Source organism: Micromonospora sp. NPDC049529, from assembly GCF_055586685.1.
Genome location: NZ_JBVJHT010000015.1, coordinates 20757 through 42458 on the forward strand (window position 1 = coordinate 20757; position 21702 = coordinate 42458).

A 21702-nucleotide genomic window follows, 5' to 3' on the forward strand; every position below is an offset into this window, starting at 1 on the left:
CGGGTCGACAGGAAAGCGATGGTCATCAATTTACGGCCACACTTTCTCATCGATCCGGGCTCGGGTCACCACATTGGACGGTACCGGTTGTCGATCTATCACCATCAATGGCAACCGACAATTGCCGACAGACGAGCCACGGCGGTGGATCAACCCACGCGCAGCACCCGTGCCCGGTGCGCCGCGTCGGCGACCAGCCGCCGCAGCGACGCCGGATCCACCCCCGGCCCGGCCACGACCGCCGGCAACAGCCCGTCGGGGTCCGGCTCCGGCAGATCCGGCGGTACGGACGGCAGCTCGGCCACCGGCCGCCCGAACACCCCCACCGCCGGTACGCCGGCCGGCGCCGCCCCCACCTCCCGCTCCGGGACCGGTGGCTGCCGGCGCAGGTCACCGAGGAGCCCGGCCGCGCCCCGACCGCGCAGGAGCAGCAGCACGAACGGATCCGCGTCGATCAGCCACGCCGACTGGTAACAGAGTGCCGCCGCGTGCCGGCAGGGAAACTCCCAGTCCGGGCAGGAGCAGTGCGGTTGCAGGTCACCCGGACCGGGCAGCAGCCGTACGTCGACGTCGTGGGCGGCGTCGACCAGCTCGTGCGGCACGTCCCCGTCGAGCAGGGCGGCGAGGTGACCCGCCTTCGCCGTGACCGCCCCGAGCAGCCGCTCCCACTGCCGGTCGGTGAGCCGCTCCACCTCCACCACGGTCCGGTACGTCGCACCCGCGTCGTCGTACACGGTGGCGGCGAGCCGCCCCGGACTGACCGTGATCGAACCGACGTGCCCCCCGTACGCGTACCGCCGGCCCTTGCGGAGTTGGATGCTGTCCAGCGCCGTCTCCTCCATCGCGGTCAGCCAGGCCCGCCCCCACCACGAGCGGGCGAAGCGCGGGATCCGGCGCAGCCCCTTCGGGAACGCCGGGAAACCCAGCACCTCGCCGCCGGTGCTCCTGCCCCCGCCGCCGTTGCCGTCGGTCATGCCGTCTCCCGCAGGGCCACCAGTTCGGCCAGTTCGTCGTCGGTCAGCTCGGTCAGCGCCGCCGCCCCGCCGGAGAGCACGGCGTCGGCCAGTCCGCGCTTGTCGGCGATGGTCCGGGCGATCAGGTCCTCCACCGTGCCCTCCGCGATCAGCCGGTGCACCTGCACCGGCCGGGTCTGCCCGATCCGGTACGCCCGGTCGGTGGCCTGGTCCTCCACCGCCGGGTTCCACCAGCGGTCGTAGTGGATCACGTGGTCGGCGCGGGTCAGGTTGAGCCCGGTGCCGGCGGCCTTCAGCGAGAGCAGGAAGACCGGGATCTCACCGGCCTGGAACCGCGCCACCAACTCCTCCCGGCGGTGCACCGGGGTCCCGCCGTGCAACAGCCGGGTGTCGATCCCGCGCCCGGTGAGGTGCCGTTCGAGCAGCCGGGCCATGGCCACGTACTGGGTGAAGACCAGGGCCGCTCCCCCACCGGCGAGGATCGTGTCGAGCAGTTCGTCGAGCAGTTCGAGCTTGCCGGACCGGCCGCGCAGCCTCGGTTCGTCCTCGTCGAGGTACTGGGCCGGGTGGTTGCAGATCTGCTTGAGCGCGGTGAGCAGCGCCAGCACCAGCCCGCGCCGGGCCATCCCGGTGCTCTGCCTGATCTGGTCGAGGGTCTCTCGGACCACCGCCTCGTAGAGTCCCGCCTGCTCCGGCGTCAGCGTCACCGGGCGGTCGGTCTCGGTCTTGGCCGGCAACTCCGGGGCGATGCCCGGATCCGTCTTGTGCCGGCGCAGCAGGAACGGGCCGACCAACCGGGCCAGCCGGTCCAGGTACGGCGTCGCGTCCGGGCGCACCCACCGCTCCCGGAACGCGGGCAGCGGCCCGAGCAGCCCCGGCGTGGTCCAGTCGAGGATCGCCCACAACTCGGTCAGGTTGTTCTCCACCGGGGTCCCGCTGAGCGCCACCCTGGCCCCGGTGGTGATGGTCCGCAGCGCCTTCGCGGTGTCCGACGCCGGGTTCTTGACGTGCTGGGCCTCGTCGGCGACGACCATCGCCCAGCGCTCGCCGGCCAGCCGGGCGGCGTCGCGCCGCATCGTCGCGTACGTGGTCAGGGTGAAGCCGTCGGCCGGGTCGAGATCCCGTCCGGTGCCGTGGAAACGGCGTACGGCCACACCGGGGGCGAACCGGCGGATCTCCCGCTCCCAGTTGCCGAGCAGCGAGGCCGGGCAGACGACCAGGGTCGGCCCGGCGGTCTCCGGGTCCCGCTGGCGGTGCAGGTGCAGGGCGATCAGGGTGACGGTCTTGCCGAGTCCCATGTCGTCGGCGAGGCAGGCGCCCAGACCGAGCGAGGTCATCCGGGTCAGCCAGCGCAGCCCCCGCAGCTGGTAGTCGCGCAGCGTCGCGGTCAGCCCCGGCGGGGCGCGGAGCGGCTCGGTGCCGCCTTCGGCGTCGGCGACCCGCCGCCGCAGTTCCTCCAGCCACCCGGTCGCGCCGACCGGCACCGCCCGCCCGTCGACGTCGACGGTGCCGGTCAGCGCGGCGCCGAGGGCCGCAACCGGGCTCAGCGCCGGCAGGATCCGGTGCCGGGCCCGGCGTACGGTCTCCGGGTCGACCAGGACCCACCGTCCGCGCAGCCGGGCGACCGGCCGGTGTGCCTCGGCGAGCCGGTCCATCTCGGCCGCGCTGAGCGGGATCCCACCGAGCGCCACCTGCCAGTTGAACTCCAACAGCCGGCCGTCGCCGAACAGGGCGGAGGTGCCGGCCGGCAGGTCCCGACCACCGCCGAGCAGCGCCGTGGTGCTCAGGTCGGCGGCCAGTTCCCGGGGCCAGTGCACGGCCACCCCGGCCGCCGCCAGCCGACCGGCGGCACCGCCGAGCAGGTCGGTGACCTCGTCGTCGTCGAGGACCAGGGTGTCCGGCACCGCGTCGTCGAGCAGGCGCAACAGTGGCGGGAACACCCGCCCGGCCCGGCGTACGGCCAGGCTGGTGCCGGTGCGCGCGGTCTCCGGAAGGGGCGTCGTGGCGTCGGGCGCCCAGAGCGTACGGGCGTCGACCAGGTAGGCCGGGTCGTCCCGGTCGGCGACCTGGAGTACGGCCCGCAGCGGCCCGGAGCCGACGTCGTCCGGATCGGCCTCGATCCGCAGCGACAGCCGCAGCCCGCCGTCCACCGCCGCGATCTCGCCGGCCCAGTCGCGCAGCTCGTCGACCCGCTGTGGCGCGTCGGCGGCGTAGACGGCGGTGGTGTCGGTGTGCCGGGGCAGGGTGTCGGCGACCGCGTCGAGGAACGCGCGTACCAGCGCGACCGCGTCGGGCAGCCGGGGCGGGTCCTGCGCGGGCAGCGGGACCGCCCGCGCGGCGGCCGGCATCGCGGCCCCGAGCGCGGCGACCCGTTCGAGGTCGGAGGCGTCGAACGGGCCGATCCGCCAGGCGTCGAAGCCGGCCGGGGAGATGCCCGGCAGCAGCCTTCCCCGGCCCACCAGGTGCAACGCCTCGTCGGCGACGGCACCCCAGAACACCGCCGCCGGGTGGGCCGCACCGCCGCCCCGTCGGGCCCGTACGAGCAGCGCCAGGGCGTCGCGTACGGGCAGCCGGCGGGCGGGCACGGTGCGTACGGTGACCCCGGTCGGGTCGGCCGGATCCGGGGTGAGCACGGTCAGCGGGCCTGGCTCCCCCACCGGCTCCGGGGCCCCGTCACCGGTCCAGAACGCCACCGTGCCGGCGCGGGGCGGATCGGCCGGTTCGAACAGGACGGCGCACCGGGCGAGTTCCACCGTCGCCCCCTCGTCCCCGTCGGCACCGGCACGGTCCGGTACGCCGCGCGCCGCCACGGCCATTGTCCCGGTCACGCGCCGAGCCTGCGGTAACGGCGTACGGCGAGGGGGAAGAACACCGCGATCAGCAGGGTGGGCCAGAGTACGGCCATCAGCAGGGCGTGCTGGGCGATCCACGAGTCGCCGCCCCAGCCGGGGTTGCCGAACAGTTCGCGGGTGGCGGCGACGGTCGAGGAGAGCGGGTTCCATTCGGCGATCGCGCCGAGCCAGCCCGGCATGGTCTGCGGTGCGGCGAAGGTGTTGGACAGGAAGCCCAGTGGCCAGACCAGGATCTGTACGGCGACCAGTGCCTCCGGGCCCCTGGCCAGCAGGCCGAGCCAGATACCGACCCAGAGCAGCGCGAAGCGCAGCAGCAGGAGCAGCCCGATCGCGGCGGCGGCGCGTACCGGTCCGTGGTGCCAGGACCAGCCGACGGCGAGCCCGCAGCCGATCATCAGGAGCAGACCGACGATCGAGTTGAGCAGGTCGGCGGCGCCTCGGCCGACGACCACCGCCGAGGGTGCCATCGGCATCGACCGGAACCGGTCGGTGACGCCCCTGGCCGCGTCGGTGGCGACCGCGGCGAACGTGGTCTCCAGCCCGAAGACCATGGTCAGGGCGAACATGCCGGGCAGCAGGAACTCCCGGTAGTCGCCTCCGCCCGGCACGGTCATGCCGCCGCCGAGCAGGTAGCCGAACATCAGCACGGTCAGCACCGGGAAGAGCAGCGCGATGACGATCTGCCACGGCTGCCGGGCCCAGTGCGACAGGTCGCGGTGGGTGATCGTCCAGCCGTCGACCACCGCCCAGCGCAGGCGGCCGAGCACCGATCGGGGTGGGGGCGGGGCGAGCGTGGTCACGCGGTCACCTTCTCGTCGGTCGAAGCGGCACCGGTGGTGGGTCGCCCGGTGAGATGGAGGAAGACCTCGTCGAGGGTGGGCCGGCGCAGCGCGATGTCCTCGGCGTCGATGCCGGCGGTGTCGAGTCCCCGGACGACGGCGGAGAGCGCGGTGACCCGCTCGGCGGCCGGGGCGCTGATCCGCCGGGTGTCGGGGTCGACCTCGGCCTGCGCGCCGACGCTCGCGGTGACGACCGAGGCGGCGACCGGCAGCTGGTCGCGGTCGCGGACCACCACGTCGATCCGGTCCCCGCCGAGTCGCGACTTGAGCTGGTCGGCGCTGCCTTCGGCGATGGTCCGGCCGTGGTCGACCACCGAGATCCGGTCGGCGAGCTGGTCCGCCTCGTCCAGGTACTGGGTGGTGAGCAGGACCGTGGTGCCGCCGGCGACGAGGCCCCGGACGGCGTCCCAGACCTCGGCCCGGCTGCCCGGGTCGAGCCCGGTGGTGGGTTCGTCGAGGAAGAGCACCGTCGGGGCGAGGATCAGGCTGGCGGCGAGGTCGAGGCGCCGGCGCATGCCGCCGGAGTAGCGCCCGACCGGTTTGTCGCCGGTGTCGGCGAGACCGAAGCGGGCGAGCAGTTCGTCGGCCCGGCGTCGGGCGGTCGCGCCGGGCAGGTGGTAGAGCCGACCGAACATGACCAGGTTCTGCCGGCCGCCGAGGATCTCGTCCACGGCGGCGTGCTGGCCGACCAGCCCGATCCGGGTGCGTACCGCGACGGGGTCGCGTTCGACGTCGTAACCGGCGACCCGGGCCCGGCCGCCGTCGGGTCGCAGCAGCGTGGTGAGGATGCGTACGGCGGTGGTCTTGCCCGCCCCGTTGGGCCCGAGCAGCCCGTGTACGGTGCCGGGCTCCACCCGCAGGTCGAATCCGTCCAGCGCGGGGCGCCCGCCGTAGCGCTTGACCAGACCCTCGACCTGTACGGCTGCCGCTGTCACTGCCATCCGGACCCCTTAAGATTCGTACGGTGTACGGAACAGACCGTACACCGTACGGTTGGCAGGTGCCAACCCGATTCGCGGACGTCCTGGGAGCGGCGATGAGCACCGAGTACACCGGCAGCGGGGACCCGGCCCGCAGCATGGCCCTGCTCTGGCGGGGACCGGAGAAACCGGCCCCCCGGTCCGGGCTGACCGTCGACCGGATCGTCGACACGGCGATCGAGCTGGCCGACGCCGAGGGTCTGGCCGCGCTGTCCATGCGCAAGCTCGCCGAACGGCTCGGCGTCGGGGTGATGTCGCTTTACACGTACGTGCCGAGCAAGGCCGAACTGGTCGACATCATGCTCGACGCGGTGCTCGGCCGGATGGACCGGCCCGACCGGGGCGAGTCGGACTGGCGGACCCGGCTCGAACACATCGCGCGGGAGAACCTGACCACCTACCAGCGGCACCCGTGGATGTTGGAGGTGGCGGTGCAGCGCCCCCCGATGGGCCCCCACCTGATCGCCAAGTACGACTACGAGCTGCGGGCGCTGTCCGGCATCGGGCTGACCGAGGTGGAGATGGACTCGGTGCTCACCCTCCTGCTCGGCTACGTCACCGGCGCGGCCCGTGGCGCGGTCGAGGCCGACCAGGTGCAACGCCGGACCGGGATGACCGACGAACAGTGGTGGGCCGTGCAGGCACCGCTACTGGAGCAGGTCCTCGACCCGGACCGCTACCCGGTGGCGAGCGCGGTCGGCAGCGCGGCCGGCGAGGCGAACCAGGGCCCGTACGAGCCGACCCGGGCGTTCGAGTTCGGGTTGCAGCGGGTCCTCGACGGGATCGAGGTGTTCGTCAGTTCTGCCGGTCCTGCCACTTCGCGAGGAATTTCCGACCGAGGTAGCCGGCGATGATCCAGGAACCGATCGCGGGGAGCAGGCGGAACTCCACCGCCCCCAGGATCATGGCGACCGTGACGCCGAGGGCCGCCAGGCCCACCACGACGGTCACCAGCCCGATCGCGCCCACCTGGAGCCGGCGGGCCCCGCCCGTCACGGTCCCGGCCCCCGGTTTCGCGGTTCCCGGTCGCGGGATCTCGTCCGGCTCGCGGGCCGGCAGGTCGACCCGCAGCTCCGGCGCCACCTTCGCGTCGATGTCCACGGCGGTCGCGCCCTGGTAGAGGGTGGGTTCGATCCGGACCGTGATCGCATCGGCGCCGACGAGTTGGCGGGCCCCGTCCGGCCAGGCGAGCATCGCCACGCACCGGTCGAACCGTACGGTGTCCGGCTCGCCCTCCTTCGGCACCAGGCTGACCCCGGACTCCCCCACCACGAGCCGCGTCGACCGGTTACCCAGCCCCGGGTACGTCGTCCCCTCGACGGCCTCCTCGGAACCGGTCGGCGCGGCGACGAAACCGGCCCAGTCGGCGGTGCGTCCGGCCGGGGTCATCAACAGTGCCGAGTCGAGCGCGATGCCGGTGACCTCGCGTACCTGCTCGATGGTGACCGCCTTCAGCTCTCCGGCCAGTTCGTCGCTGGAGCGCAACGGGTGACCGGTGAGCAGGTTGAACGCCGCCGAGGGCAGCCGGGCGGCGTCGGCCTCGGCGGTGGTCAGCGAGTCGGTGGCCTTGGTGACCACGGCGGTCAGGTCGGCCTCGTCGATCCGGCCGATCCGCAGCTTCGCCAGTACGTCGACAAATCCGCCGAGTACGGCGTCCTGCTTCTCCGGCAGCGCGTCGGCGAGTGCGGTGACCACGGTGAAGCCGTCGCCGCGCGGGTCGTGGCTCGCCGCCGTCGTGTACGACAGCCCGCCCTGCTGCCGCAGGCCGCGGAACAGTTCCCGTTCGAGCACGCCGGTGAACACGGTGGCGACCGCGTTCCTCGGCACCACCGCGTCCCACCCGGTCGCCCGCGACGGTCCACGGAAGAACGCCGGGGTGGTCGGCAACGCCGAGGACGCCACGGGTACCGGTTGGCGCCGGCCGGACGGCAGGTCGAGGGTCAGCCCCGACGGGACCTCGTCACCGGCGATCCAGAGCACCGCGTTCTCGCGGGTGAAGTACCGGGCGACCCAGTCGCGCAGGTCGTCGGAGGTCAGCCCGGACAACCCCCACTCGGGGTAGCTGACCAGGCCGTAGTCGCTGGCGCCGTACCGCCAGACCGGCATCGGGTCGGCGGCCGAGCGGGTCCGGCCGCTCCACTCCGTACGCAGAATGGTCTTCTCGATCTCCAGCCGCTCGGTGGCGAGGTCGCGCAGGGACCGGCAGACCCCGACCAGGAAGGTGCCGATGTCGGCGGCGGAGCCCTGGAGGTGGAAGTAGGTGATGACGTTGCCGGTGGCGCCGTTGTAGTGGTAGTCGGCGGTGCCGGTCGGGAAGAGCACCAGGTGTTCGAGCAGGTGGGTGATGCCCCGGCGGGCGAGGGTCTCGTCGGCCTGCCCGACCCGGAACATCAGCCCGGCGTGCATCGGCCCGGTGGTGCCGGCGAGCAGCGTCGGTACGCCGTCGACCTCGGTCTGGCGGATCATCGCGCGCCACCTCTCTTGAGCGCCCGGTCGCGGCGCCGGGTGAAGACCGTGAGCGGGTTGCCGAGGTACTCCCAGGGTGATTCGCTGACCAGGTGTCCGACGGCGGTGAAGTGTCGGGCCGCCGCGACCTCGTCGTCGATCATGCCGAACATGAAGGCGAAGTAGTTCTCGACGGTCACCCAGCCGATCGTGCGCCGGTACGCCGGGTGCAGCACCGAACGGGCCGCCGCCTCCCGGATCTCCTCCCGCACCCGGTCGTTGCCGAAATATCCGGACCGCTCGGCGCCGGACAGTTCGAGCCAGTGTTCGAGGTGCGCCTCCAGGACGAGCAGCGCGTTCGGTGCCCCCTCGGGCGCGGCCAGCATCTCCGTACGGGCGAAGGTGTGCATCAGCTCCAGTGAGCCGCTCCACTTCGGGGCGATCTGCTGGAGGAACTGCGACTGTCCGGGCAGGTGGTGCGGGTCGTGCTCGGCGAGCCGGTCGTACCGGCGACGGGCCTCCGACCGGCCGAGTTCCAGTCCCCGCGCGGTGATGATCCGCTGCACCCAGACCGCCGGGTCGCTCGGGTCGTACGCGGCGGCGTCGATCAGCAGTTGTTCGGCCGCGCGCAGGATCGCGTGGAAGCGGTTGAACTGGTCTCGGCTGACGTGTGCCGCCTGGGCGCGGGTACGGATGTCCCACGCCGATTTGATCTGCCGCCCGGCGAACAGCGCGGCGGCGAGGGTGTCGCCCGGCTCGGCCTTCAACCGCAGTCGGGGCGACACGCCGCTTTCGGAAAGCTCGGCGGCCATCCGGATCAGTCGGGTACGCCCAGCCGGTTCCTGCCCGTCGATGATCTCCCGCACGCGGTCCCAGTCCAGGTCCCGGAAGGCGGTGTGCAGGCGGGCGAATTCCGGATAGGCGGCGGCCGGGTCCACGGTGGGCGCCAGGCTCGGGGCGGCGGGCATGGCGAAGATCATAAACAGCGCCGCCCCGATCCGGGTGCCCCCGGTGCGGGGCGGCGGTTCAGAGGGTCACGGGGGTCAGTCAGAGGGTCACGGGCAGCGCCGCGAGCCGCCAGGTGCCGGGATCGGGCAGCCGGCCGGGCCGGGTCGGCGAGCCGGCGAGCGCGAGGTCGGGGAAGCGACGGAGCAGCCCGGCGAGCGCGACCTCGACCTGGGTCCGGGCGAACGCGGCGCCGAGGCAGAAGTGCGGGCCGTGGGCGTAGCCGAGGTGGGCCGCCCCTTCGGCCGGGCGGCTCAGGTCGAGTGTCTCGGGGTCGGGGAAGGCGCGCGGGTCGCGGTTGGCGGCGGCGATCACGGCGGTGACCGCTTCGCCCCTGCCGATCTGCACCCCGGCGACCGCGACGTCCTCGCGCGCGTACCGGGGAATGGTCATCAGCTGCGGCCCGGCCCAGCGGGTCAGCTCCTCCACGGCGCGTGGCATCAGGTCGGGGTCCCGGCGCAGTGCGGCGAGTTGGCCGGGGTGGGTGAGCAGGGTCTCGACCGCGTTGGCGATGAGGTTGGTGGGGGTCTGACCGGCGAGGACGAGGTGCCAGACCAGGGTGACCAGTTCGGTGTCGTCGAGCCGGTCGCCGTCCTGTTCCCGGATCCGGATCAGGTCCGAGATCAGGTCGTCGCCGGGCTCGACCCGGCGGTGCGCGACCGCCGACCGGGCCCTGGCCATGATCTGCGGAATCGCCTCGGCGAACGCCTGCCCCCAGCCGGTGGCGACGGCGGCGCCCCATTCTCTCCACTGTGGACGGCTGTCCTCGGGGATGCCGACCAGTTCACAGATGACGTCCATCGGCAGCGGCCGGGCGAAGTGCAGCAGCAGGTCCACCGACCCGTCCCCGGCCCGTGCCGCCCGCTCGGCCAGGTCGTCGAGAAGCCGGTCGACGATCGGTTCGATCCGGGGCCGGAACTCGGCGGCGCGGCGGGCGGTGAACGCGGGCGACACCAGCCGGCGCAGCCGCAGGTGCTCCGGGCCGTCCATCTCCTGCATGGTCCGCATGTAGGCCAGGCAGTGCTCGGGTACGTCGGGACGGGCGTAACTGGCCGAGGTCAGCTCGAACCTCGGGTCGCCGAGCATCGCCCGGGCCTCCTCGTGCCGGGTGAACGCCCAGATGGGTCCGAATCCGGGTGCCTGGATCCGGGCCAGTGGCGACCGTTCGCGGACGTCGCCGTACGCGGCGAACGGGTCACCCAGCACCTCGGCGCCGGTCAGGTCGATCTCGGGTACGGCGTTCGTCGGGGTTCCGGTGCCGGTCAACGGTGCTCCAATCTCAGATGTTCGCAACAGATGATGGGATCATCTGAATGGTGACGGTATCTTGAACCGGTGGCACTCGGCAACGCCGGGAGTGTCGGCGCGACGGCGAAGGAGAACGATGGGCCGGCTCAACAGGGCGCAGACGCAGGAACGCAACCGCGCGAGGGTGCTCGCCGCCGCCCGGGACGAGTTCGTCGAGCGCGGGTTCCGGGACGCCAAAATCGACAGCATCGCCGAGCGGGCCGAACTCACCAGGGGCGCGGTCTACTCCAACTTCCCCGGCAAACAGGCGCTCTACTTCGCCGTACTCGCCGAGGAGGTCGAGCGGGCGCCGGAGCCGCCGTACCGGGATCCGGGCACCTCACCGCGTACGGCACTCGCCGAGTTCGCCCGCGCCTGGCTCGCCCGACTCCCCCTCGCCACCGACTCCTCCGGCACCGCCCGCCTCGGCACGGACCTGATCCCGGAGATCCTCGCCGCCGAGCGGACCCGGCTGCCGTACACCCAGTTGGTGCACCTGGACGCGATCGTGCTCGGGCTCGCCCTGGAACGGCTGCACCGCACCGGAACACCGACCGGCCGCCGGGTACGGGTGGCCGAGGCAGCGCTCACCACCCTGCACGGCGCGACCCAGCTGGCCGCCGCCGCGCCCGGATTCGTGGAACCGTTCAGTGTGGTCAGTGCCGTCGCCCAGCTCGCCGACCTCGACCTGGACGATCGCTGGGACGCGCCGCACCTCACCCAGATCCCGCAGGCGCGCCCCACCGACGAACCCTGGTCGCCGCCGGCCGCGACCGACGCCCTGCGCGACGAACCCGCCCGACTGGACGGCGACGGGGTGGTGGCCGTCCTCGGCCTGCACCGGCTCTCCGCCATCGAAGAGGCCGTACGCGCCGCCCCGTCCGGCGCCGACGTCACGGCGGTCCTGGTCAGCAGCGCCCCGGACGAGTTGGCGCCACTGGCCCGGCTCACCGTCGCCGAGCTTCGGGGCTGCCTGCGCCAGGCGATCCGACCATCGGCCTGGCCACGGCTGCGGGTCGTACACGATCGGCACGCGCTGGTGGCGGCGGCGGCGGGCGTACCCTCGGTCAGCGACGCCACCGAGACCGCCGTCGCGGTCCGGGCCGGCCGGATCGTCGCCCGCGCGGACGGCTGGGGCGCCTGCCACGCCGCCGCGTCCAGCGGCGGCCCGGCCTGACGGCTACTTCCTCGCTGTCAGGAAATGAAGTCCTGCGCGGTGAAAATGCCCTTCCGCGCCAGTACGACGGCCTTCTGCAACCTGCTCACGGTGAGGAAGGGGATGAAGCTCGGGTCGTGGAGCGGGCCGTTCGCGTCGAGGTCCTTGACCGCCCGCGATCCCGGCAGCGCGTTGCGCTGGAGCGCGTACCACTGGTCGACGACGAAGGCGTTCGGCCCCCAGGTCCGGTAGTCGCTCAGTGTGCTGTCCTGCGCGCGATCCACCACGATCAGGGCGTGCGCGGCCTCCCCCGGGGTGGCCATGAGAACGACCTCGATGGTGCTGGTCGGGTTGAACAACGCCCTGAACTGCGAGCCCAGGAGTGCCACCGCCAGGCAACAGATGTCCAGGCAGGTGCCGACGGCCGGCGTCTTCTTCGCCGCCAGGAGGCGCTCGTTCCCCATCCGCAGGTACGCCTGCCCGAGGGCGGCGTAGATCTCCGGGTCGCTCTTGGTGCGAAGTGCGAGGTCCAACCCGAGCTTGATCTGGTTGGTCAGGGGTTTCAGCTGGGCACCGGGGCCCATGAGCGCCGGCGCCCAGGCGTTGAACCCGCTCTGCGTCACCAGGTTGTTCTGGTTCAGCGTGTTCCACGGGTTGGCCACCACCACGTTCACCAGCACCGAAGCGTCGATGGCGTCCTGCACGTCGGCCATGATCTGCGCCTTCGTCTTCGTGACGTTGTGAACTGCCTCGGCCATCGTGCACTCCTCAAACGGCGCGGTCTAGGGAGGGATTCCGCGCCCAACCCCCACCGCGTACGCGGCTCAGGTATGTATAGCCTCACCGCCCGTGGTGTCGGCCGGACAAGTCGTATGGGAGACAACGACTACAGACCGACAGTCGACCCCGCCGACAGGTCACGAACGACGAACTGTGCGGCCCGGTCGGGATCGCCTCCGGCGCGGTCAATCAGGCCCTCGACCCACCACAGCCGCGGCTGGGTGGACGCCGCCCCGAGAACGACCTCGATGTGCAGGCCGAGCTCGAAACGTTCGGCGTACAGCGCTATCCCGGCTTGGGGCAGGCGCGCGTGCAGGGCGTCGAACAGCGCGAAGGCGAACGCGTCCCGGCGAGCGCGAAGGACCGGGTCGCACTCCCGTACCGCCACGGCCACACCCCGGTCGGCCGCGTCGAACTTGTTCAGCAGCGGCAGCAACACCGGATCAGCCAGGAACGCCGCCGCGTCGAAGGTCAGGACGTGGGCGCTCGACTGCGCCAACAACCCGGCCAGCAGCGAAAGCGCTCGCGAGTCCCGCCGCCTGGCCAGCCCCCGAATACCTTCCTCACGCGCCTCGTCGTAGCTGTCGGTGGTGCGCTCCCAGGGCGCCTGCCGGACCCGGTTGCCGTCAGCGTTGGTCTGCCAGCCGAGCCCGAACGTCGCCCAGTTGCGTACCTCCCGGTCGGGGTCGGCACACAGACCAATCAACGCCTCCACACCCGGACCGTCGACAGCTTCACCGATCGCGGCCGGCAGGGACCGCGCAACCCGAAGCCGTACGTCGGAATCGGCGTGCCGGGCAAGGGTTACCAGCACCGGGATCGTACGGGAATCGACATCAGCGGAATCCACGGGTGGATGGTGTCACGCGGGTCCCGGACGACGACAAAGACCTGTACCTGCCAACAGAACCGCACGCGTCACTGTGTCGCGGCGAGACGGTTACCCTCGTTGGGATGCAGCCACTCGGGGGACTCGTCAGCATCCATCGGGTCGACAACGGCCGGCGCTGGGCTCTGGGAATCGGGGCGCTCCTGATCGCAGGCGCTCCGACGGGTGGGGTGGCGCTCCTGCTCGCCAACAACTGGCTCCCCACCAGTTTCGGCCGGCTGATGGGCTACTCGTTGGTTATCGTCGTGGCAGCACTGCCGCTCGCACTGACGCAACTGGCGAAGGCGATACGTGGCGGCTTCGCCGAGTCGTACGAGATCCACGAGCGCGGTTTCGTGCATGTCAGCTGGGGCAGCCGGCGGACCTGGACCTGGGAGCAGGTCTACGGGGTTGTCGCGACCGAGAAGTCCGGCAGTTCCCGGTTCGGCTGGGACTTCGGTTGTCTGGTCAGCTTCCACGGCGGCGGCCGATTGCAGTTCAACGGTCTCACCCGTGATGCCAGGGCAATGGCGGAGACGCTGAAAAGCCGCTGCCCGCAGACGGTCGGCAGACAGCATGAATCCCGCTGGGTGGGCATCCTGCTCTGGCTGGCCCCCGTCCTCGCCGTCGCCTTCGGCTGGACGACCTGGTGGGCCGCGAATTTCATCATGACGAACGACGAACAATCCGACGAATTCTCGCCCGGCTACGTGGAGGGGGTCGAGCAGTTGAGCGACGCCGCGCTCGGCGGGCTCAGTATCCTCATTCTCGCCTGCGGGCTGGGCTGCATCACCGCCACTATCACCGCCATCTGGCTGATCGTCGACCGCATACGCTTCCGCTGACGATCTTCCGACCCCGGCCGAGCCGGCGTGGCCGATTGTTGCCACCGGGGTGCCCCTCGCCACGCCGAATTGGTCGGATGGGAACCATGGCACACAAAGTCGAACTCGCCCGTTGGCTGGTCGCCGCGCCGGTCGTACTCGCCCTGGCGGGGTGCGGGGCCACCCCGGAGCCCGAGCCCGCCGGCCCGACCGCGCCGGCAACGTCAGCCACCAGCCCCGCTACCCCGTCCGCACCGTCGCCATCACCCACGCCCGCCCCGACCGCGCTGCCGGTCGCGGCGGACGGCACCCGGCTCGACGCGTGCGGGGACGGGAGCTGCGAGGTGACCGTGATGCCGTCGAACATGTTCAAGCTCGATCGGGGTTCCGGGGTGATGTCGATTGCCGTCTCCTCGATCGAGGAGGACGAGGCCATCCTGCTGATCCCGGTGGCCGGTGGCCCCGCCAGGTTCAGTTGCGACGTGCCCATCACCTGTGAGGTGTTGGTGGTCGGCGCGTCGGCGTCGGCTCCGGCGAGCGGCAGGTTCACCGTGCGTCCGGGGGCCCGGTTCACCGTCAGTCAAACCCAGTTCGAGGTCGTGGCGGTCGCCCAGAAGCAGGCCGTACTCCGGATAGCTCGGGCCTAGGCACGAGCCAGCCCGGCCTGACGGCATCCGTACGGATTCGCCGTACCCCCCAACACCACCAACACCGGCACGCCGAAGCGCCCTGCCCCGCGATCTAGGGCAAATGGTGGTGCAGGGAGATCAACTCACACGTATTTGCCCTAGATCACGGGCTGTGGGGACTTTTTGGCGGTTGATGGGGCGGCTTCTCGGGCTGGGAGGGAGGGCCATCGTACGGTGAGCACGACCGAGTCTTCTTCGGCCTGCCATGAGTGATCGATCCCCGGTCCCCAGACGGCGTAGTCGCCCTGGCGCTCAAGTAGGACGCTGCTCAACGACAGGTCGACACGGAACCTTCCACTCACCAGCAGGACCAGGGTGGTTCGCCGCTCGTCGGTCGACCACTGCGGTCGCGCCTGGCCTGCGGGGTGGACGCCCCACTTCACTTCGAGGGCGTCCGTTGCTCGGATGCCTTGCGCGGAAGATGTCCCAGCAGGTGTTCGCCGATCGGGTCGGTAAGTCGAAGAGCTGGGTCGACAAGGTCGAGCGGGGTCAACGGCGGCTGGACAAGTTCTCGACCCTGCACGAGCTGGCCACGGTGCTACAGGTCAGCGTGGACACCCTGCTCGGCCGTGCGTCGAGCACCGCCCGGCTGACCCCGACCGACCCGATCGACCTGGAACGGCTGCGAGCGGCCCTCGCCCGCTACGCCCCGGCCGCCCGGCCGGGGAGTTCCGCTTCCGGTCCTGAACCGGACGGCCCCGAGTTTTACGGTCCGGCGTTGGACGAGCTGGCTCGCGCGGTCCGGCACACGTGGCTGGCGTTCCAGCACGCCCGGTACGACGCACTGGTCCCGACACTGCCGACGCTGCTGCGGCAGGCCAGGGCTGCGCAGGCGTGCCACAGTGGCGACAGCGCCGTGACGGCCGCGCGACTGCTCGCGCAGGTGTACCAGGTCAGTTCGTCGATGACGCGCAAGCTCGGGGCCTTCGACCTGGCCCGACTGACCGCCGAACGGTCGATCGCGCTCGCGTCGTACGCGGACGATCCGCTGCTGGCCGGCACCGGCACGACCCGGTTCGCCAACGCGCTGCTGGCGGCCGGCGACGACCGGGCCGCGTTCGAGGCGAACGTCGTCCTGGCACACCGGCTCGCGCCGGACGGTTCCACCTGGTCGGATCTTGATCGAGTATCGGTGTACGGGTCGCTGCTGTTGCAGGGGACGATGGCGGCGGCGCGGATGGGCGACGATGCGAGCGTGCGAGAACTGCTCCGGGAGGCGACGGTCGCCGCCGACAGGTTGGGGGCCGACGCGAACCGGTACTGGACGTCGTTCGGGCCGACGAACGTCGAGCTGCACCGTGTGGCGGCGGCGGTCGAGTTGGCTGAGGGCCGGCAGGCGGTGACGATCCACCGGGGTCTGAGCCCGAGGCTGTTCGACGCGCTGTTGCCCGAGCGCCGGGCGCAGCACCTGCTCGACGTGGCGCGCGGTCACGTACTGGTCGGGGACCTGATCCGGGCCGGGAACACGTTGGTGGAGGCCGAGCAGCACGCTCCGGCCGAGATTCGTACCCGACCGGTCGCGCACGAGGTGGTGACGGGGATCCTCCGGCGGACCAGAGGTGTGCCGCCGGCACTGGTGACGGACTTGGCCGACCGGATGGGAGCGCGGGTGTGACCGGGGAGCAGGAGACCAGCGACGACGTGGCCGATGACCCGATGGGGGCGCCGCATCGGCCGGGTGAGGACTGGCTGTGCCGCGACGACGCCGAGGAATGGCCCTGCCAGGTTTTTCGCCGACGGATGTGGACGCTGTACCGGCACAACCGCCGGCAACTGGTCGAGGTGATGGGACGCTTCCGGGACCGCGCGGTCCGGGATCTGGACGAGCTGAGCCCCGAGCAGGTCGACGCCCGGTTCGTCGGCTGGATTACCGACCCCCCGGTCCGGCGCCGACTCCGATCGGTCTGACCACCGCGGTCCGGTTTATCGACCGTCACCCCGGTTATCGGTACGCCCTATTACCCGGCGCATTCTACGGCCTGCGCGACCGATCAGTGCCGTGATCGGCTGAATCGGGTCATGTAACAGGCACGCTCCCCCCTCGGGTGCATCTTTCGGGGAAGCGGCCCTGACTCGCCGATACCTCGCCCTAGCCTCGAAACAGGAAAACTCTTCCTATTCACGTTTCGAACGTTAGAGGGATGACTCATGCTCCGAAAGCGGATTCTTGCTGCGGTCGTACTCAGCGGGCTGGCCGGGGGGTTCGCCGCTTCCACGCCCGCGTACTCGGCCCGCGACGACGGCCCGGCGTGGGACGGCTCGCACCGGGACGGCGGCGGCCACCACGACAAGGACGGCGACGACGGCGCGGTCTTCGTCCAGACCAACAAGCCTCTCGGCAACACGATCCAGGTCTTCGACCGTGATGACGCTGGTGTGCTCACCATGGCCGGTGAGTACCAGACCGGCGGCCTCGGCGGTGCCACCATCGGCCCGCCGGTCGACGCGCTCGCCTCGCAGGGCTCGCTGATCTACTCCGACGGTCTGCTGTTCGCGGTCAACGCCGGCAGCAACACCGTCAGCCTGTTCCGCGTCGACGGCGACAAGCTGGAACTGCTCGACGTGGTCTGGTCCGGCGGTCTCCTGCCGGTCAGCATCTCCGTGCACAAGCACCTCGTGTACGTCCTCAACGCGGGCGGCGCCGGCTCGGTACAGGGCTTCCGGATCGAAGAGGAGAAGCTCGCCCGGATCGAGGACTCGACCCGTTCGCTCGACCTGAACAACGCCAACCCGCCCGCGTTCGGCAGCGCGCCCGCGCAGGTCGGCGTCGACCCCGAGGGTCGGGTCGTACTCGTGACCACGAAGAGCAACAACGTGATCGAGGCCTTCCGGATCGAGGAGGACGGCCGCCTGTCGAAGGAGCCGGTCAGCAACCCCGACCCGGGCACCCCGTTCGGCTTCACCTTCGACGAGGACGGCAAGCTGCTCGTCGCCGAGTCGGGCACCAACGCGGTGACCCGCTACCAGGTCAGCGGTGACGGCACGCTCACCCAGATCGGCCCGTCGGTGCCGAACGGGCAGACCGCCTCCTGCTGGATCGAGCGGGTCGGCGACTACTTCTACGTCGCCAACGCCGGCAGTTCCACGATCAGCGCCTACACCGTCGGCGAGGACGGCAACCTGGTGCTGGTCGCGGCGGTCGCCGCCGACACCGGCGGTGGCTCGATCGACATGACCACCGCCGACGGAGTCCTCTACGTCCAGAACGCGGGGGCCGGCAACGTGCAGGGGTACAAGGTCAACGAGGACGGCTCGCTGACGCTGATCACCACCGTCACCGGGCTGCCGCAGTTCGCCAACGGGACCGGCATGGAAGGCATCGCCGCCTCCTGAACCCGGTCTTTCCCAGCGTTGGGCCCGGTCACCGACCGGGGCCAACGGCACGTCGAGGAAAGTCGGTGGCCTGTCGTACGTTCCCGCCCATGTGGGAAGGACTGACCCGGGTCGAGTGGGCCGCGCTGGAGCACGCCTACGGTTCGGCTGGCGACGTACCGGAGCAGTTGCTCGCCCCGCCGCGGTGCTTGCCCGCTGCCTTGACATAGACATCAGCGGCGCCGTGGTATGGCAGCGCGCAGCAGCGGGCGACTGGCACGCGTACGCCGCCCGCACCGCCGACCACGAGACCGTGGTCCTGGGTCGTGTTCGACTCACGGTACGAGATTGCGGTGCCCCACGTGGACCGTCAGGTCGTCACCGCTGGCTCGAAGCCGGGTTGGCTTGTGACACAGTGTCCTGTCGCCGCTCGACCTGTTTGGCGTCCGTGGCCGTTGTCTGGTCCCCTCCCTCGGGAAGGCCGGTGGGCCTGTCCGGTGCGACGTCTACTGGTTAGGGCTCGCTGCCTTGGTTGCCTTCGAACAGGTCTCGGGCACGGCGTAGCAGTGCCTGCCGTACGTCGTCGGGTGACAGCACGTGGAGCGGGACGCCGAGGCCGAGCAGGTATCGGGCGAGGCTGTCGGCTGTGGAGCCGCCGATCTCGACGATGGTGGCCTCGGGTCCGTCCGCACGGTGGGTGCCGATCGTGGGCGGGACCAACTGGAGCGCCCGGTCCATGGGTAGCGGGAGGCGGATCGTCGTGTAGTGCGCGTACACGCCTTGTGTGAGACCTTGCGCGACGAGGAGGGCCGGGTCGGGTGGGTTGATGATTTTCACCACCTGCCCTGTCGACTGGACCTGTATTACTCGGTCGGCACGAAATGTGCGCCATTCACCTTTTGTGACGTCGCGGGCGACGAGGTACCAGCGGTGTCCGGTGCGCACGAGGCGATATGGGTCGACGTCCCGGACGGTGGCCTTCCCGCTCAGGGCCCGGTACGACAGGCGGGTTCGTTCGCTGCGGCGACACAGGGTGGCGAGTTCCAGCAGTATTCCGGCCGTGATGTGGTGCTCGTCGGGCCTGGAGGTGTGTACGAATGCGGCGTCCATCGCGTTCAGCCGGTCCGCGATCCGGTGCGGTAGGCCCTGTTGCAGTTTCAGCAGGGCCGACAGTGCGGCCTGGTCGCTTCCGAGGATGCCGCTGAGTGCGGCCTCGCGTAGTGCGACGGCCACGGCGAGGGACTCTTCCTCGTCGAGGATCAGGGGTAGTGCTCGGGTGCCCTGGCTGAGGCGGTATCCGCCCTGGGGCCCGGGGTCGGACTCGATGCCGTATCCGAGTTCCCGCAGCTTGGCGATGTCGCGTCGTACCGTGCGGTCGGTGATCTTCATCCGGGCGGCCAGTTCGCCGGATGTCCAGGACGGTCGCGCCGAGAGCAGCGAGAGTAGTTGCAGCAGGCGGGCTGAGGTACCGATCACATCCTGGATCTTCCACCATGACCCGGACCGGAGTTGTCCTGATTCCCCCATAGCCTTTTTTCGAGAGCCGGGAATGCCCGACCAGGACCCAGATTTTCGGAGGGATTGCCATGAACGCCCAGGACGTTGTCGAGCGCTTCTTTGTCGCCTTCTACTCGGGCGACGTCGACGCCGCTCGTGAGACCGTCACCGAGGACTTCACCCTGGTAGGGCCGTTCGCCAGCGCGCGTAGTGCGGACGAGCTGTTCCAGCTCGGAAAGGGCCTGCTGGAGATCGTTCGCGGACACCGGGTCCTACGGTGGGTTGTCGACGGCAATGATGTCGCGGCGCTGTACGAGATCCTGCTTCAGGGTCCGGCTGGTGTGGGCGCGTTGACCACCGGTGGGTGGTTCACTGTTGTCGATGGACGTGTGTCCAGCGGTCAGCTGATCTACGACAGCGCGGCGTTCGGTGCCATCGTCTCTGGCGCTTGACTCTCGCCATTTGTGAGCGCTATCCAGCAATCAACGATCACAGCAAAGGAAGAACCATGTCTACGATTGTCATTTTCGGAATCACTGGTTATGCCGGCGACCACATCGCCAATGAGCTACTTGAGCGCGGCCACGACGTGATCGGCGTCGCCCGTAATACCGCCGAGGTGGCCCCGAGGGAACGCCTTGAGGTGCGGGCCGGGTCCCTCTACGACTCCGCGTTCCTCACCGAGACCGCACAGGGAGCGGACGCGGTCGTCGTGGCCATCCGACCCCTGACCGACGGGCACGAGCTGGCGACGGCCGTTCCGGCGCTGTTGGGCGCTGCCGAGGCCAACGGCGCGCGTCTCGGTGTGGTCGGAGGGGCCGCGAGCCTGTTCGTCGCCGAGGGCGGTCCGCGGGTGATCGACGCGGGCTTCCCGGAGGAGTACAAGGCCGAGGCAGAGGCTCATTCCCGTGCTCTGGACGCGCTGAAGGCGGCGGACACCACCGTCGACTGGTTCTACCTCAGCCCGCCCGGGAACTTCGGCTCGCACAACCCCGGATCGAAGACCGGCACCTTCCGCCTCGGAACTGATGTCATCATCGTCGGGGCCGACGGTAACTCCGACATCTCCGGCCCGGACTACGCCACCGCCTTCGCCGACGAAATTGAAAAGCCCGCACACCACCAAACCCGTTTCACTTTGGGCTACTAGGATCGGCATCGAACCAGTCAAAGCCATTCGTTGACCGCAGCGAGATGGATCGTGGCCTGGTAGCGCACGGCGAGCTTGTCGAAGCCGACGGCCACGACGCGGTTGCGTTTGAGCCGGTTGATGTCGCGCTCCACCGCATGGCGTTGCGGACTAGATCCAAGGGGTCGAAGGCTGGCGGTTGGCCGTCCTTCGACCCCTTGGCACAGTCCGCCTTACCTGGGATGGCCTTACCTGGGATGGTTGCCTTGATGCCTCGCTGGCGTAGATGTCGCCGGTTGGCCCCCGAGATGCACGCCTTGTCGGCGCGGACCCGATTCGGGCGGGTCCGCAACCGGCCGCCGTTCAGACGGACACCCGGACGCCCCGCAGGACCGTGATGAACTGCGGGCCGGCACCGCACTGCCAAGCGGGAGCACCACCGACAACAGCTTCTGACCCTACTCGCAGCTCAGGTGCGTCTCGTGGTCAATCCACCGCGAGAGGGCACCAACGCAGCACGTGGACCAAGTTCGCGGGTTGACAGCACTGCCCTACTGGCTGGCACCGGGGCGTATGTGGTGGCTGACGTCGCCGAAGAAGTCGGCGGTCACCTGCCGTTCCACGAAGCGCCACTGCCCGTCGCGACGCTCGAAACGGTCCCGGCAGCGACCGGAAACCACCGGTTGCAGCGGGAAGTCCGCAAGTGCCTGTAGCGCGGTGAAGTAGGACCGGGAGAGGGCGGTGCCCGCCTCCTCATCAATCTCGATGATGACGTTGGTGACGAGGTGTCGGGTCCGCGGTGTGCCGTCCTCATGGACCATCGTGGTGTCGGTCAACTGCTTGACGACAGCGTCCCGACCTCTGGCGGGAACGCCGCCGTTGAAGGTGAAGGTGGCATCCGCGAGCAGGTCACCAAGTTCGGCGAAGTGGCCGTCGTCGATGAGTTCGGCGTACGCGGCGATCAGGTTTTCGATGATCCGCTCGCTGGACGGGGCCCCGGCCGCCGCTGAGTTGGACATGGTCCTACTCTCCCGCACCGCAGGCCTGGACGGGTCGCTTCGCCGA

General features: G+C 70.6%; 20 protein-coding genes. 9 read left to right on the forward strand and 11 right to left on the reverse strand.

Features of this window, described 5'->3' with window-relative positions; genetic code table 11:
* Positions 1-149: 149 nt before the first annotated feature.
* Genes ACZ6QQ_RS25345 through ACZ6QQ_RS25360 form a run of 4 tightly spaced genes read right to left on the reverse strand, consistent with a single transcriptional unit; the run spans position 150 to position 5606 of the window.
* Positions 150-974: an SWIM zinc finger family protein gene (locus ACZ6QQ_RS25345; RefSeq protein WP_465879612.1), complete on the reverse strand. Its 825-nt coding sequence runs from the start codon at positions 972-974 to the stop codon at positions 150-152.
* Positions 971-3802, reverse strand: a complete 2832-nt coding sequence (locus ACZ6QQ_RS25350; RefSeq protein ID WP_465879613.1) for a DEAD/DEAH box helicase — start codon at positions 3800-3802, stop codon at positions 971-973. Before ACZ6QQ_RS25350 ends, ACZ6QQ_RS25345 begins: the two co-directional genes overlap by 4 nt.
* Complete coding sequence (locus ACZ6QQ_RS25355; protein WP_465879835.1) at positions 3799-4593, reverse strand: ABC transporter permease; 795 nt, start codon at positions 4591-4593, stop codon at positions 3799-3801. Before ACZ6QQ_RS25355 ends, ACZ6QQ_RS25350 begins: the two co-directional genes overlap by 4 nt.
* A gap of 29 nt (positions 4594-4622) precedes the next feature.
* The gene (locus tag ACZ6QQ_RS25360) at positions 4623-5606 is read right to left on the reverse strand and encodes an ATP-binding cassette domain-containing protein (protein ID WP_465879615.1); all 984 of its coding nucleotides are present in this window, start codon (positions 5604-5606) and stop codon (positions 4623-4625) included.
* Between the two features lie 95 nt (positions 5607-5701).
* Between ACZ6QQ_RS25360 and ACZ6QQ_RS25365 the strand changes: the two genes are divergently transcribed.
* Positions 5702-6499: a TetR/AcrR family transcriptional regulator gene (locus ACZ6QQ_RS25365; protein WP_465879837.1), complete on the forward strand. Its 798-nt coding sequence runs from the start codon at positions 5702-5704 to the stop codon at positions 6497-6499.
* Here ACZ6QQ_RS25365 and ACZ6QQ_RS25370 read toward each other — a convergent pair.
* The 3 genes from ACZ6QQ_RS25370 to ACZ6QQ_RS25380 all read right to left on the reverse strand — a co-directional run bounded on the left by ACZ6QQ_RS25370 (position 6441) and on the right by ACZ6QQ_RS25380 (position 10361).
* Positions 6441-8111, reverse strand: a complete 1671-nt coding sequence (locus tag ACZ6QQ_RS25370) for a M16 family metallopeptidase (RefSeq protein ID WP_465879616.1) — start codon at positions 8109-8111, stop codon at positions 6441-6443. The genes ACZ6QQ_RS25365 and ACZ6QQ_RS25370 overlap by 59 nt on opposite strands.
* Positions 8108-9058: a hypothetical protein gene (locus ACZ6QQ_RS25375; protein WP_465879618.1), complete on the reverse strand. Its 951-nt coding sequence runs from the start codon at positions 9056-9058 to the stop codon at positions 8108-8110. Before ACZ6QQ_RS25375 ends, ACZ6QQ_RS25370 begins: the two co-directional genes overlap by 4 nt.
* Before the next feature lie 79 nt (positions 9059-9137).
* Positions 9138-10361, reverse strand: a complete 1224-nt coding sequence (locus ACZ6QQ_RS25380; RefSeq protein WP_465879620.1) for a cytochrome P450 family protein — start codon at positions 10359-10361, stop codon at positions 9138-9140.
* Positions 10362-10479: 118 nt separating this feature from the next.
* Here ACZ6QQ_RS25380 and ACZ6QQ_RS25385 point away from each other — a divergent pair, with 118 nt between their 5' ends.
* Positions 10480-11559 (forward strand): TetR/AcrR family transcriptional regulator, encoded by a 1080-nt coding sequence (locus tag ACZ6QQ_RS25385; RefSeq protein WP_465879621.1) that lies wholly within the window; start codon positions 10480-10482, stop codon positions 11557-11559.
* A gap of 17 nt (positions 11560-11576) precedes the next feature.
* On the opposite strand, the gene ACZ6QQ_RS25390 is transcribed toward ACZ6QQ_RS25385, so the two are convergent.
* Both ACZ6QQ_RS25390 and ACZ6QQ_RS25395 read right to left on the reverse strand, forming a co-directional pair.
* Positions 11577-12296: a hypothetical protein gene (locus ACZ6QQ_RS25390; RefSeq protein WP_465879623.1), complete on the reverse strand. Its 720-nt coding sequence runs from the start codon at positions 12294-12296 to the stop codon at positions 11577-11579.
* Positions 12297-12424: 128 nt separating this feature from the next.
* Positions 12425-13168 carry a hypothetical protein gene (locus ACZ6QQ_RS25395; protein WP_465879624.1) on the reverse strand — a complete coding sequence of 248 codons (744 nt, stop codon included), beginning with the start codon at positions 13166-13168 and terminating at the stop codon, positions 12425-12427.
* A 104-nt stretch (positions 13169-13272) separates the two neighbouring features.
* Between ACZ6QQ_RS25395 and ACZ6QQ_RS25400 the strand changes: the two genes are divergently transcribed.
* The 5 genes from ACZ6QQ_RS25400 (at position 13273) to ACZ6QQ_RS25420 (ending at position 18032) form a co-directional block, all read left to right on the forward strand.
* Positions 13273-14031 (forward strand): hypothetical protein, encoded by a 759-nt coding sequence (locus ACZ6QQ_RS25400; RefSeq protein WP_465879625.1) that lies wholly within the window; start codon positions 13273-13275, stop codon positions 14029-14031.
* Positions 14032-14117: 86 nt separating this feature from the next.
* Positions 14118-14657 (forward strand): hypothetical protein, encoded by a 540-nt coding sequence (locus ACZ6QQ_RS25405; protein ID WP_465879627.1) that lies wholly within the window; start codon positions 14118-14120, stop codon positions 14655-14657.
* Positions 14658-15120: 463 nt separating this feature from the next.
* Positions 15121-16314 carry a helix-turn-helix domain-containing protein gene (locus ACZ6QQ_RS25410; protein WP_465879628.1) on the forward strand — a complete coding sequence of 398 codons (1194 nt, stop codon included), beginning with the start codon at positions 15121-15123 and terminating at the stop codon, positions 16312-16314.
* On the forward strand, positions 16311-16607 hold the full coding sequence (locus ACZ6QQ_RS25415) for a hypothetical protein (RefSeq protein ID WP_465879630.1): 297 nt from the start codon (positions 16311-16313) through the stop codon (positions 16605-16607). Before ACZ6QQ_RS25410 ends, ACZ6QQ_RS25415 begins: the two co-directional genes overlap by 4 nt.
* 240 nt (positions 16608-16847) lie before the next feature.
* Positions 16848-18032 carry a lactonase family protein gene (locus ACZ6QQ_RS25420; RefSeq protein WP_465879631.1) on the forward strand — a complete coding sequence of 395 codons (1185 nt, stop codon included), beginning with the start codon at positions 16848-16850 and terminating at the stop codon, positions 18030-18032.
* Between the two features lie 492 nt (positions 18033-18524).
* On the opposite strand, the gene ACZ6QQ_RS25425 is transcribed toward ACZ6QQ_RS25420, so the two are convergent.
* Entirely contained in the window at positions 18525-19538 is a 1014-nt protein-coding gene (locus ACZ6QQ_RS25425; protein ID WP_465879632.1) for a helix-turn-helix transcriptional regulator, read from the reverse strand.
* A 59-nt stretch (positions 19539-19597) separates the two neighbouring features.
* Between ACZ6QQ_RS25425 and ACZ6QQ_RS25430 the strand changes: the two genes are divergently transcribed.
* Both ACZ6QQ_RS25430 and ACZ6QQ_RS25435 read left to right on the forward strand, forming a co-directional pair.
* On the forward strand, positions 19598-19960 hold the full coding sequence (locus ACZ6QQ_RS25430; protein ID WP_465879633.1) for a nuclear transport factor 2 family protein: 363 nt from the start codon (positions 19598-19600) through the stop codon (positions 19958-19960).
* 56 nt (positions 19961-20016) lie between these two features.
* Positions 20017-20658 (forward strand): NAD(P)-dependent oxidoreductase, encoded by a 642-nt coding sequence (locus ACZ6QQ_RS25435; RefSeq protein ID WP_465879634.1) that lies wholly within the window; start codon positions 20017-20019, stop codon positions 20656-20658.
* A 530-nt stretch (positions 20659-21188) separates the two neighbouring features.
* On the opposite strand, the gene ACZ6QQ_RS25440 is transcribed toward ACZ6QQ_RS25435, so the two are convergent.
* Entirely contained in the window at positions 21189-21656 is a 468-nt protein-coding gene (locus ACZ6QQ_RS25440; protein ID WP_465879635.1) for a nuclear transport factor 2 family protein, read from the reverse strand.
* Positions 21657-21702: the final 46 nt, after the last annotated feature.

Bases quoted from the DNA above. Each gene is read 5' to 3' on its own strand.
- ACZ6QQ_RS25405 (WP_465879627.1), top strand. From the start codon at position 14,118: ATGGCACACAAAGTCGAACTCGCCCGTTGGCTGGTCGCCGCGCCGGTC.
- ACZ6QQ_RS25365 (WP_465879837.1), top strand. From the start codon at position 5,702: ATGAGCACCGAGTACACCGGCAGCGGGGACCCGGCCCGCAGCATGGCC.
- ACZ6QQ_RS25435 (WP_465879634.1), top strand. From the start codon at position 20,017: ATGTCTACGATTGTCATTTTCGGAATCACTGGTTATGCCGGCGACCAC.
- ACZ6QQ_RS25420 (WP_465879631.1), top strand. From the start codon at position 16,848: ATGCTCCGAAAGCGGATTCTTGCTGCGGTCGTACTCAGCGGGCTGGCC.
- ACZ6QQ_RS25360 (WP_465879615.1), bottom strand. From the start codon at position 5,606: ATGGCAGTGACAGCGGCAGCCGTACAGGTCGAGGGTCTGGTCAAGCGC.
- ACZ6QQ_RS25385 (WP_465879621.1), top strand. From the start codon at position 10,480: ATGGGCCGGCTCAACAGGGCGCAGACGCAGGAACGCAACCGCGCGAGG.
- ACZ6QQ_RS25400 (WP_465879625.1), top strand. From the start codon at position 13,273: ATGCAGCCACTCGGGGGACTCGTCAGCATCCATCGGGTCGACAACGGC.
- ACZ6QQ_RS25375 (WP_465879618.1), bottom strand. From the start codon at position 9,058: ATGCCCGCCGCCCCGAGCCTGGCGCCCACCGTGGACCCGGCCGCCGCC.
- ACZ6QQ_RS25345 (WP_465879612.1), bottom strand. From the start codon at position 974: ATGACCGACGGCAACGGCGGCGGGGGCAGGAGCACCGGCGGCGAGGTG.
- ACZ6QQ_RS25440 (WP_465879635.1), bottom strand. From the start codon at position 21,656: ATGTCCAACTCAGCGGCGGCCGGGGCCCCGTCCAGCGAGCGGATCATC.
- ACZ6QQ_RS25430 (WP_465879633.1), top strand. From the start codon at position 19,598: ATGAACGCCCAGGACGTTGTCGAGCGCTTCTTTGTCGCCTTCTACTCG.
- ACZ6QQ_RS25425 (WP_465879632.1), bottom strand. From the start codon at position 19,538: ATGGGGGAATCAGGACAACTCCGGTCCGGGTCATGGTGGAAGATCCAG.
- ACZ6QQ_RS25390 (WP_465879623.1), bottom strand. From the start codon at position 12,296: ATGGCCGAGGCAGTTCACAACGTCACGAAGACGAAGGCGCAGATCATG.
- ACZ6QQ_RS25410 (WP_465879628.1), top strand. From the start codon at position 15,121: ATGTCCCAGCAGGTGTTCGCCGATCGGGTCGGTAAGTCGAAGAGCTGG.
- ACZ6QQ_RS25370 (WP_465879616.1), bottom strand. From the start codon at position 8,111: ATGATCCGCCAGACCGAGGTCGACGGCGTACCGACGCTGCTCGCCGGC.